Here is a 10410-nt window from a genome sequence, read left to right as displayed (position 1 = left end):
GCGCTAGCGCCAACAGTCTCCTCTCCCCTCGGGGAGAGGGTGGCCGGAGCGAAGCGGAGGTCGGGTGAGGGGGTAGCGCCGACCTCGGCTTAGGAAGTTTCAACGCGTCTCGCTGGACGTCATCAACTCTCAATCCAAACCTTCTCGAAGTGCTGCTCCAGCGCCTGGTGCTGCTCGCAGCCTTCGACGCCCTTGCGATAGGTCCGGTAGACCGAGCGCCAGTAGGGTTGGATGATGATGCCGCTGTCGCGCAGATTCTTCTCGATGCCGGCCATGATCTCCTTGCGGGCCTTGGCATCCGGTGTCGCCAGCGCCTTGTCGAGCAGGTCGTCGAACTCCTTGCTGGCGTAGGCGCTTTCGTTCCAGGCGGCGCCCGATTTGTAGGCCAGCGCCAGCACCTGGACGCCAAGCGGCCGGCCCAGCCATTCGGTGCAGGAGAAGGGATATTTGCTCCAGTCGTTCCAGAAGGTGGCGGCGGGCAGCACGGTGCGCTTGACCTTGAGGCCGGCCTCGCGCATCTGCGCCGAGATGGCGTCGGCGGTGCTCTTTTGCCATTCGACGTCGACCGAGATCAGCTCGTATTCATGGTCCGCCTTGCCGGAGGCGGCGAGTAGCTTCTTCGCCTCCTCCACATCGCGCTTGGCCGGGCCGATATCGGCATATTCGGGGTGCATGGGGCCGACATGGTGGTTGTCGGCTGGTTTTCCCCGGCCATCGAGGCCGAGCTGCAGCACGGCGGAATTGTCGAYGGCGAGCTGSGCRGCGCGGCGCAGCTTGACGTCGTCATAGGGCGCATTGCCGACATTGAAGCGSGCSACGATGGTKGAGCCGGTGGCGATCTCGGAATTCTTCAGCCCCATCTTGTCGGTCTGCGAGACGGCATCGGTGGCGGTTTCGTGRTCGGTRTCGATCTCGCCGGATTCGAAGGCCGACAGCATGGCGTTGGGGTCGGAGCCGTAGTCGAYCCAYTKGATGYCATCCAGGTAGAAGTCGCCCTTCCACCAKGGCTTGTCCTTGCGCTTCACCTCKGCGCCGGTCTCGGCRTCCCACTTYACCAGYTSGCASGGKCCGGTGGTGATSGCSAGCGCCTTCATSGGGTCGCCGTCGCCCTCATAGGAGCGGTGCATGATCARSGCKGGATAGTCGGCCATGCCGGCGATCAGCGARATRTCGGGCTTSGGCARRTTSAGYTTGATGGTGAARTCGTCGACCTTCTCGATGCCGCCATCGACCRCCTTCTTGGTGTCGGCATTGACCAGCGCGCCCATGCGCGCGGCGACCGARTTGCCGGCGACGCCGGCCTCGCACCAGCGGGTGAGGTTGTGGACGACATCGTCGGCGTTGAAGGCATCGCCATTCGACCAGGTGATGCCCTTGCGCACATGCAGTGTCAGGGTCTTGGCGTCGTCGCTCATCTCCCATTTTTCGAGCAGCCAGGGCTCGAAGGAAAAATCTGTGTTCCAGCGCACCAGATATTCGTTGCAGTGGCGGGCGACATTCGACATCTCCACGCCGTCGAAGGTGCGCGGGTCCTTGAACCCCTTGACGTTCATGGCGACGCGCAAGGTGCCGCCCTTCTTGGGCTCGGCGGCGCGGGCCGGGGTCGCGGCCAGGCCACCCAGCGCCAGCGCGCCGGCGGCGCTGACGCCGAGACCGGCCATCAGGGCAAGATATTCGCGGCGGTTGATGCCGCCTGTTTTGAAATCGTCGGCGACGGGCTTGGCCCGCGGGTGCAGTTTGCGGTCGGTCAGCATGAATTTCATCGTCGTTCCCCTGATTGTTGGTGCATGCCGCCCAAAAGTGCCTAGCGGTTTTGGGAAAACGGCATGCACAGAAAGAATTCGTCCCGACGAATCGCCAACGCGGGGGCGGCTGCGACCGCCGGGACGCCTTTGCCTGAGAGGCCGATGATAGAGGGGGGTGACGTTGGGGAGTGTTCTGGAATCCGCAGGAGTTGTGCGGTGCTCCGCAGGGAGCAACGGGGTGTAAGTGGGCGATAGAGTAGAAACTCGCCGCCGCCGAGTTCCGTCACACCCCCCTCGGCCCTGCCGGGCATCTCCCCCGCAAGGGGGAGATTGGCAGTTCATGCGTTGCGCCACCTTTGAGACGCATGAGATTGGCGAAGGCCGAGACGACATCCGATCTCCCCCCTTGCGGGGGAGATGTCCGGCAGGCCAGAGGGGGGTGCTGTCCCGCCAGCATTGCCCAGGATCCTGCAAGTAGAAGCACCCAACAAAAAACCCGGCACAAGGCCGGGTTTTTCAGAACATCCGTTCAGGCCGAAATCAGCTCACCTGGACCTTGGACGCCGCGGCCTGGTCTTCGGCGATCTTCTGCTGGAACATCTGCGCAAAGTCGATCGGGTCGAGCATCAGCGGCGGGAAGCCGCCATTGCGGGTGGCTTCGGCGATGATCTGGCGGGCGAAGGGGAACAGCAGACGCGGGCATTCGATGAACAGGATCGGCAGCATGTGCTCCTGCGGGAAGCCCGAAATGGCGAAGACGCCGCCATAGACCAGCTCGACGTTGAACAGCACTTCCTGGTCGAAGGAGGCCTTGGCGTTCAGCGTCAGATTGACGTCGAACTGCTTGTCGGAGAGCGGGTTGGCGTTGACGTTGACGTTGATGGCGATGCCGGGGGCCTTGTCGCGGCCGCGCAGCGAGTTCGGCGCGCCGGGGCTTTCGAAGGACAGGTCCTTCACATACTGGGCCAGGACGTTGAGCGACGGTTGCGCCGCCGTGTTGCCGTTTCCGTTGGCCGCGCCGGCTGGCGCGTCATCATTGCTGGCCATGAGCCTAATCCTTTTCCCCTGGGCAGCCTTGCTGACCGAATTGAAATCGGGCGTTGGCTAGCATGGCCGTGATGACAAGACAAGGTTGGCCGCCTTGTGCACCCCGCGGGCAGGCACGCCGCGGGTCCGGTGCCGATCAACGCCCAACGCCTTGCGGCGAAGCCAGCTTCCCTGCCAGGTCGATCGCCATCTGGAAATACGCGCGCCGCTCGCGGATCATTTGGGATCGGGGGCTTGGCACGACCAGGCGCGGTGGCTCGCCCAATCGGTGCGGCACCGGCAAGCCCGACGCTTGATACGCCATTTCCGCCGCCCCCAGCCCGGTGAGGTCGGCGCTTTCCTGCAAGCGCACCGGACGCGCCATGGCGTCGGCAAGGAACTGGACGAAGTAGCTGTTGCGGGCAAGCCCGCCATCGATGGAGACGGGCTCGTCACCCTCGCCGCCTAGTGCCTCGATGAGCTCCGCCCCGCGATAGGCTATGCCCTCGAGGACGGCCTTGCGCAGATCCGTCGCCGTCGTCGATTGCCTGAGGCCGACAAAGCTGGCGCCGACATCGCGTCGCCAATAGGGGGCGGCGAGGCCGGCAAGTGCTGGAACAAAGGCAATCTCGCGGACGATCGCCGGCGTGGCGTCCTCGAAGGCGAAATCCTCGTAGGAGGCGGCCAGGCCCAGCGAGATTGCCCAGTCGACCGCGGCCGCGGCCGTATAATCACCCCCGTCGAGCGCATAGAGCGGCGCTTGGTCAGCCAATTGCCAGGCGATTGTCGGAACAAGGCCCGGCCTGTCGAGGATCGGCGCGGCGCCCGACAGCGCCAGCGCGAAGCTCCCGGTCCCGAAGGTGATCTTTGCATCGCCCACCGTGCGGCAGCCATGCCCGAACAGCGCAGCCTGTTGATCGACGATGCTGACCACGAGGGGAAGCTCCCGGCCAGAGCGCCGGATCAGGCCGAAGAAGCCCGACGTCGGAACGATTTCGGGCAACAGGTCGCGCGGCACGCCGAAGATCCGGCAGAGCTCATCGTCGAACCGGCAATCGTCGATTTTCATCAGGCTGGTGCGCGAGGCGGTGGTCGGATCGGTCACATACTGGCCGGTCAGCCGGTCGATGAAGAAACTTTCCGACGTGCCGATGCCAAGGCGGCCGGCGCGCGCGGCTTCGCCGACAGCCGGCACGTTCTCCAGCAGCCAGGCAAGCTTGGAGGCGGAGAAATAGGCGTCGACAGGAAGGCCCGACAGCGCCGTGATCCGCGCCTTCGTCGAGGCCGGGAGGGCGTCGAGCTGGCCTTGTGACCGTTGATCCTGCCAGACGATGGCGTTGTAAAGCGCACGTTTCGTCACCCGGTCCCAGGCGACGACCGTCTCTCCCTGATTGGCCAGCGCCACCGCCGAAATTTTGGGGTTGGCGGCAAGCGCGCGATCGATCAGCGTCTCGATATTGCCGATCAATTCCTCCGCGTCATGCTCGACAAGGCCGTCCCGTGGCAGGATCTGGCGATGCGCCAGCCCGCCGCACGACAGGAAATGACCGTCGCCGGTCAGCAAGAACGCCTTGGTGGAGGTCGTTCCCTGATCGATGGCAAGGATGACCGGGGTTTGCGTCATGTCGGGCGGCTCCCTGCGCGTGTCCGGGCCAGATCGGCCGCGATGCTGGCCACGGCGTTGCGCCCATCGATCGCGCAAGGCCCGGAGGACCGCACCGAGCGAAGCACATTGCCCGCCGCATAGATATGCGGATCGGCCGTGCGGAACGCCGCATCGACCGCAGGGCCGCGTGTCGTCGCATCGACCCCCATTGGATGAAGCCGTGCGAGCGTCGCTTCGGGCAGCCAGTCGCCGGAAAACACGACGCCGTCGCAGGCGACTGTGTGGCGCAGGCCGTCATGCTCGAAGGTCAAGGCCTCGACGCGCTTCTCGCCTTCGATCCCGATGATCCGGACATCGGTTTTCACCGCGACGCCAAAGACCACACGCGATCCCAGCGCCACGAGCGCCGGGCTGCGCAATCGTGGTGCTTCGTCGATGATCATGCGCGGCCTGCCGCCGAGATGTCTTAGCGTCAGGATTGTCGAGAAGGCGACGATCTCGCTGCCGACGATGATGGGGTTCCGGCATGGCAGGCGATTGTGCAGATAGACGAAGCGTTGCAGGGCGCCTGTCGTCAGAATGCCGAACGGCCGTCCGCCGGAGATCAGTCGCGCGGCCCGAGGTGTCTCGCGAATACCGCTGGCCAGCAGCACGCGGCGCCCGGCCAACTCATAGGGACCGTCCGGCCCGCTGACGGCAACCACGCCTCCCGGGCGCAGCATCGTCACCGCATGGCCGCAGCGAAGATCGATCCCGTCGGCACGCTCGCGCAAGGCGCTGGCATAGCGCGGCCCGGTCCAGAGACGGGCGAAATCGCGCATTCCGAACCCAATGTGTCCGCAATGACGTGGGGCGCCACCCGCTTCGGCCTCGCGCTCGAGAACCGTAACGGAGAGCCCAAGGCGGCGCGCGGCGATCGCCGCGCTCAAGCCCGCCGGCCCGGCGCCGATGACAAGGAGATCAGGGGTTTCAGGCGTCACTGTTGGTACCTCACGGCAATGGCGGCACTTCCAGCAGCTTGTTGTTCGCCATCTCGCACACCGCCGCCAGGCAGTTGAAGCCCTGGCATCGACCCATCATTGCGCGTGTGCGCCGCTTCAACCCGCCGAGATTGCCCGCAGGCAAAGGGCCGGCGAGCGCCGCACCGATTTCGTCCCCGGTGACGAGTTCGCACAGGCAGATGATGTCGCCGCGTCCCGGCCGTTCGTGGTCTCGCGGCAGATGTTCGGCAAGGTTCGGCAGTGACGGCCAGGTCAAATCCTGCAAAGGCCGGAGTGGAAGAAAATGCTCTCCAACGAGTTCCGTGACATGGTCCGCAATGCCGAGCGCCGCCGTCAGGCCGGTGGAACGGATGCCGGCCACCGTCACCCAGTGACGTTCGGGGATTGCCTCGATGATGTAGTCCTTCTGGTCGCTTGCCGGCCGAAGCCCGGCATAGGTGGCCGTGACCGGCTCTTCGCCAAGGACTGGCACCATGCGCGCCGCCTCGCCGATCAGATGTTCCAGGGCGCTGCGCTCGACCGTCGCCAGGCTGCGGTTGTCCTGGTCCTCCGCCGTCGGCCCGACGAGCACATTACCGAAGATGGTCGGGCAGACGACGACGCCCTTGGTTCGTTCCGTCGGCACAGGCAGCAGGATCGTCGGAACGTGGCGTTGTGCCGTTTTGTCGAAGACGACGAACTGACCCTTGCGTGGCCGAATGGCAAACGAACTCGGTCGCGACAACGCCTCGACATGATCGCCGTGATTTCCGGCGCAGTTGATGACGATACCGGCGTCCACCGTGCTGTTCCCGGCGGAGAGCCGCCAGATCCCGCCAAGTCGCTCGGCCTTGTCGACATCGAAAAGCCGCCGCACCGCTCCGCCATGAGCCATGGCTTGCAAGACGTAGGCCAGCGGCGAAGACCAGGGATCGATGATGTGCTCGCCCGGCACGCTGAGGGCAGCGACCGCCGAGGCGGCGAGCTCCGGCATCCGATGGCGAAGCGCGTCCAGCTCGATTGGCCGCACGTCGGTCACGCCATTGCGGTGCGCCTTGTCGACGATCGCGGGAAGGCGCGTGGCTTCCTCCTCGCTCCAGGCGACAAGCACGGCGTCGGTGTGGAGGATCGGCAGGCCGAAAAGGCTTCTCTCCGCCAGGTAGCGCTTGCGGCCGCCTTGCATCATCCGCACTTCGCGGCTGCCAGGCGGGGCGTCGAAGCCGGTATGAAGGATCGCCGAATTGCCTTTGCTCGCGCCGTCCAGGATATCGGCGCCACGTTCGAGCAGAATGACGGACAGCCCAGAGAGCGTCAGTGCCCGAAACACGGCGCAACCGACCACCCCGGCGCCGATCACAGCGACGTCAAATCCGGCAGCGGCCTTGAGCGGTGGAGGTGGAGCGGAAATCGCCATCCGGCCATTCATATGCGATGTTGGCGATCCACATCAAAGCAAAACTCAATCAGATTGCAAGGCCCGGCGGACTGCAAGGCTGGGCAGCCGGCGCGCCCCGTTCAGGACCTAATCATCCTTCAGACGCCGCCACGGCGAGTTGTGATCCGGTCCGCGCTTGAAATCGTCCGAGCGCGAATAGTCGCCGTCGTCGAGGTCGATGACCTTGTCGCGCTGGCGGCCGCGAAAACCGCCGGCCGAGAAATCGGTGGCGACGACGATGCGGCCCTTGAACCGGCGCCAGGCGAGGTCGCGCACCGGCGGCAGGAACAGCAGCAGGCCGATAATATCCGTGATGAAGCCGGGGATGATCAGCAGGATCGCGGCGACCACGATCATGGCGCCGTGGGCAAGATGGCGGCTGGGATCGTGGCCGGCAGCCATCTCGGCGCGCACCCGCGCCATGACGCCAAAACCCTGGTACCGGAGTACAAGCACGCCGGCAATGCTCGACGCCAGCACCAGGCCGACCGTCGCCAGCGCGCCGACCTCACGGCCGACGATGACGAAACCGGCGATTTCCAGCAGCGGAAGGGCGAGAAGAAAAAGGGGAAGCAGCGAAATGCGCAAGTCTTGCCAATCTTTTTTCGAATGTGTTGGTCGTTTGGATGTTTTGCCCGTCGGCAGCCAATCGCCGCTGGCACTGAGGCTGTTAGATAGGTATGCCTGCCTTTGATTTGAATGATTGCACCTTGCGTTCTATATGCTTTGAATGTTGAACGCTATGCGACCGCGGCCTGTTGGCTGGATGGTCCGGCCTCGAGGCAGGGATTGATTGGCGGAAGATATGGGATTCTTCGACTTCGGCACGATTTTCTTCCTGATCGCGGCGGTGGTGATCTTCTTCCAGCTGCGCAACGTGCTGGGCCGTCGGACCGGTAGCGAGCGGCCGCCCTTCGATCCCTATACCGCGACCCGCACCGACAAGGACGCCACCCAGAAGCCCGAGAATGTCGTTTCGCTGCCGCGCAAGCGGCTGCCGGGCGAGCCGGCGCCGGCCGACGCCTATACGGCGATCGACGCCTTCGCCAAGCCGGACACCGACCTTAACAAGGGTCTGCGCACGATCAAGGACAATGATCCGTCCTTCGAGCCGAAGGGTTTCGTCGACGGCGCCAAGATGGCCTATGAGATGATCGTCATGGCCTATGCCGACGGCGACCGCAAAACGCTGAAGAACCTGTTGTCGCGCGAGGTTTTCGACGGTTTCGTCGCCGCCATCGGCGAACGCGAGGCCAAGGCGGAAAAGATCCAGTCCTCCTTCGTCGGCATCGACAAGGCCGATATCGTCTCGGCCGAGATGAAGGGCGGCGAGGCGCATGTCACGCTGCGCATCATCAGCGAGCTGATTTCGGCGACTCGCGACAAGGCCGGCGCCGTCATCGACGGCGATCCAGAAACCGTGGCCGAGGTCAAGGATGTCTGGACCTTCGCCCGCGACACACGCTCGCGCGATCCGAACTGGAAGCTCGTCGCCACCGAAGAAGAAGACTGAGCCCAGGCAGAGCGGGGCTCCGGTGTCGCTATCGCCTCTCTTTTTGGCAAAGTCTTTCGATGATCTCCCCGGCTGGGGCGACGATGACCATCTGCCGGCCTTCGAGGCTTTTCGCCGTTCCGCTTTCCATATCCTGGTAAAACCCTATCGCAGCGGTGCGCTCGGCGTCGATTTCAGCGCCTTTGCCGAAGCCTATGCGCAAGCGCGCGAGGCTTCTCCCGCCGACCGGTCAGAAGCCCGCGCCTTCTTCCAACGCCATTTTGTCCCCATGCTGGTCCGCGCCGAAACCGGTGCCGGGCTGGTCACCGGCTTCTACGAGCCGCAGGTCGAGGCGTCGCCGGTGCGGACCGAGCGTTTTGCCGTGCCGCTTTTGTCGCGGCCGACCGATCTCGTCGATGTCGATGACGCCAACCGGCCGAAGGGGATGGATTCTTACCTGGCCTTCGCGCGCCGGACCGCCAACGGACTGGCTGAGTATTTCGACCGGGGCGCGATCGAGCGTGGCGCGCTTGGGGGCCAAGGGTTGGAGATCGCCTGGCTGGCCGACAAGGTCGACGCCTTCTTCGTCCATGTGCAAGGGGCGGCGCGGCTCGCCATGACCGACGGCCGGCTTCCCCGCGTCACCTACGCCGCCAAGTCCGGCCAGCGTTTCACGGGGCCGGGCAAGGTGCTGAGTGAGCTGGGCGAAATCCCGCTCGCCGAAGTGACGATGCAGTCGATCCGCGCCTGGTTCAAGGCGCATCCGAACCGCGTCGACGAGATCCTGTGGCAGAACCGCTCCTATATCTTCTTCCGCGAGGCTGATGTCGAGGATGCCGCCCTTGGTCCGATCGCGGCCGCCAAGGTGCCGCTGACGCCGGGCCGCTCGGTCGCCGTCGACCGGCTGCTGCACACTTTCGGCACGCCTTTCTACATCGACGCGCCGACATTGACCGCTTTCGACAAAAACCCGTTCCGGCGGCTGATGATCGCGCAGGACACCGGCTCGGCCATCACCGGGCCGGCCCGCGGCGATCTGTTCGCCGGCTCGGGCGATGCGGCCGGCGAGATCGCCGGCGTGGTGCGCAATGCCGCCGACTTCTACGCGCTGGTGCCACGCGCGCTGGCCGGGGGCGCAAAATGAGTAAGCGTCCCGATAAACTCAGCGAAGACGACCGGGTGCTGTGGAACCTGGTGGCGCGCACGGCCAAGCCGCTCAAAGGCCGGATTTCTGTCGACATCCCCGACCTGGCCATCGAGGCCAAACCGACGGCGCCGCAGACGGCCCAGCCCGCCGCGAATGCGCCGGGTGCGGCAAAGCCGAAGGTCCAGCATGTCACGCACCGGCTCGACGAGCCGACGCTGGACAAATTGTCGAAGGGCCGGCTGCCGATCGAAGGCCGCGTCGATCTGCATGGGATGACGCAGGACGAGGCCTATTCGCTGCTGTTCTCGTTCCTGCACCGGGCGCATGCCGGCGGCATCCGCTATGTGCTGGTCATCACCGGCAAGGGGTCGTCCTCCGGCGGTGATGGCGTGCTGCGGCGCGCCGTGCCGGCCTGGCTGTCGACGCCGGCGTTCCGGCCGCTGGTCTCCAGCCACGACCATGCCGCCCGCAACCATGGCGGCTCGGGCGCGCTCTATATCAGGCTGCGGCGGCTGCGCGCATGAGGGCTGACGCTGGGAGGCGGGGCGCATGACGCCGTTCGGCGAACGGCTGCGGGCGCTGCGAGCCGAGCGCGGCGTCAGCCAGAAGGACATGGCGGCGGCAATCGGCGTCAGCGCCGCCTATCTCTCGGCGCTCGAGCATGGCAGGCGCGGCGCGCCGACCTGGACGCTGATCCAGAAGATCATCGGCTATTTCAACATTATCTGGGACGATGCCGAGGAATTGGCGCGGCTGGCCGAAGCCTCGCATCCACGCGTAAAACTCGATACGTCGGGTCTTAATCCCGCCGCCACCGAGTTGGCCAATCTTCTGGCCGAGAACATCGAAAAGCTGGACGAGGCGGAACTGCGCCGCATCACCGCCTCGATCCGCGCGGCGCTGGGCCGGCTGAAGTAACTGGTTTTTGCCCGGTTGTTGCGACGGCCGGATGTCTGCCTGATCGCAAAACAGTGCCCGC

At 65.2% G+C, this 10410-nt stretch carries 10 protein-coding genes; 4 read left to right on the top strand and 6 right to left on the bottom strand.

The features are described from left to right. Positions 1 to 122 precede the first annotated feature (122 nt). The 6 genes from AC1DX0_RS10430 to AC1DX0_RS10405 all read right to left on the bottom strand — a co-directional run bounded on the left by AC1DX0_RS10430 (position 123) and on the right by AC1DX0_RS10405 (position 7380). Positions 123 to 1763 (bottom strand): ABC transporter substrate-binding protein, encoded by a 1641-nt coding sequence (locus tag AC1DX0_RS10430; protein WP_477355247.1) that lies wholly within the window; start codon positions 1761 to 1763, stop codon positions 123 to 125. 522 nt (positions 1764 to 2285) lie between these two features. Then, positions 2286 to 2792: a protein-export chaperone SecB gene (gene secB / locus AC1DX0_RS10425; RefSeq protein WP_477223862.1), complete on the bottom strand. Its 507-nt coding sequence runs from the start codon at positions 2790 to 2792 to the stop codon at positions 2286 to 2288. 136 nt (positions 2793 to 2928) lie between these two features. Continuing rightward, on the bottom strand, positions 2929 to 4395 hold the full coding sequence (locus AC1DX0_RS10420; RefSeq protein ID WP_477223863.1) for an FGGY family carbohydrate kinase: 1467 nt from the start codon (positions 4393 to 4395) through the stop codon (positions 2929 to 2931). Beyond that, complete coding sequence (locus AC1DX0_RS10415) at positions 4392 to 5357, bottom strand: NAD(P)/FAD-dependent oxidoreductase (RefSeq protein ID WP_477223864.1); 966 nt, start codon at positions 5355 to 5357, stop codon at positions 4392 to 4394. The genes AC1DX0_RS10420 and AC1DX0_RS10415 overlap by 4 nt, the downstream gene beginning before the upstream one ends. A gap of 10 nt (positions 5358 to 5367) precedes the next feature. Beyond that, the gene (locus AC1DX0_RS10410) at positions 5368 to 6771 is read right to left on the bottom strand and encodes an FAD-dependent oxidoreductase (RefSeq protein ID WP_477223865.1); all 1404 of its coding nucleotides are present in this window, start codon (positions 6769 to 6771) and stop codon (positions 5368 to 5370) included. A gap of 108 nt (positions 6772 to 6879) precedes the next feature. Next, positions 6880 to 7380 (bottom strand): FxsA family protein, encoded by a 501-nt coding sequence (locus AC1DX0_RS10405; RefSeq protein WP_477223866.1) that lies wholly within the window; start codon positions 7378 to 7380, stop codon positions 6880 to 6882. Between the two features lie 217 nt (positions 7381 to 7597). Here AC1DX0_RS10405 and AC1DX0_RS10400 point away from each other — a divergent pair, with 217 nt between their 5' ends. The 4 genes from AC1DX0_RS10400 to AC1DX0_RS10385 are packed head-to-tail and all read left to right on the top strand — an operon-like array spanning position 7598 to position 10349. Further along, the gene (locus AC1DX0_RS10400) at positions 7598 to 8305 is read left to right on the top strand and encodes a Tim44/TimA family putative adaptor protein (RefSeq protein ID WP_477223867.1); all 708 of its coding nucleotides are present in this window, start codon (positions 7598 to 7600) and stop codon (positions 8303 to 8305) included. Between the two features lie 22 nt (positions 8306 to 8327). After that, a complete protein-coding gene (mltA, locus tag AC1DX0_RS10395) occupies positions 8328 to 9428 on the top strand; it encodes a murein transglycosylase A (protein ID WP_477223868.1) in 1101 nt (366 codons plus the stop codon). Further along, positions 9425 to 9955, top strand: a complete 531-nt coding sequence (locus tag AC1DX0_RS10390) for a Smr/MutS family protein (RefSeq protein ID WP_477223869.1) — start codon at positions 9425 to 9427, stop codon at positions 9953 to 9955. The genes mltA and AC1DX0_RS10390 overlap by 4 nt, the downstream gene beginning before the upstream one ends. Before the next feature lie 25 nt (positions 9956 to 9980). Continuing rightward, a complete protein-coding gene (locus AC1DX0_RS10385) occupies positions 9981 to 10349 on the top strand; it encodes a helix-turn-helix domain-containing protein (protein WP_095205062.1) in 369 nt (122 codons plus the stop codon). The last annotated feature ends 61 nt before the right edge of the window (positions 10350 to 10410 follow it).

The organism is Mesorhizobium sp. P3_A9 (genome assembly GCF_056402975.1).
Note: the sequence above shows the minus strand (reverse complement) of the source record. Positions and strands in the feature narration are given on the sequence as shown.

Excerpts from the sequence above, each read along its gene's own strand:
- secB (WP_477223862.1), bottom strand. The coding sequence starts at position 2,792 with ATGGCCAGCAATGATGACGCGCCAGCCGGCGCGGCCAACGGAAACGGC.
- AC1DX0_RS10385 (WP_095205062.1), top strand. The coding sequence starts at position 9,981 with ATGACGCCGTTCGGCGAACGGCTGCGGGCGCTGCGAGCCGAGCGCGGC.
- AC1DX0_RS10420 (WP_477223863.1), bottom strand. The coding sequence starts at position 4,395 with ATGACGCAAACCCCGGTCATCCTTGCCATCGATCAGGGAACGACCTCC.
- AC1DX0_RS10390 (WP_477223869.1), top strand. The coding sequence starts at position 9,425 with ATGAGTAAGCGTCCCGATAAACTCAGCGAAGACGACCGGGTGCTGTGG.
- AC1DX0_RS10400 (WP_477223867.1), top strand. The coding sequence starts at position 7,598 with ATGGGATTCTTCGACTTCGGCACGATTTTCTTCCTGATCGCGGCGGTG.
- AC1DX0_RS10410 (WP_477223865.1), bottom strand. The coding sequence starts at position 6,771 with ATGGCGATTTCCGCTCCACCTCCACCGCTCAAGGCCGCTGCCGGATTT.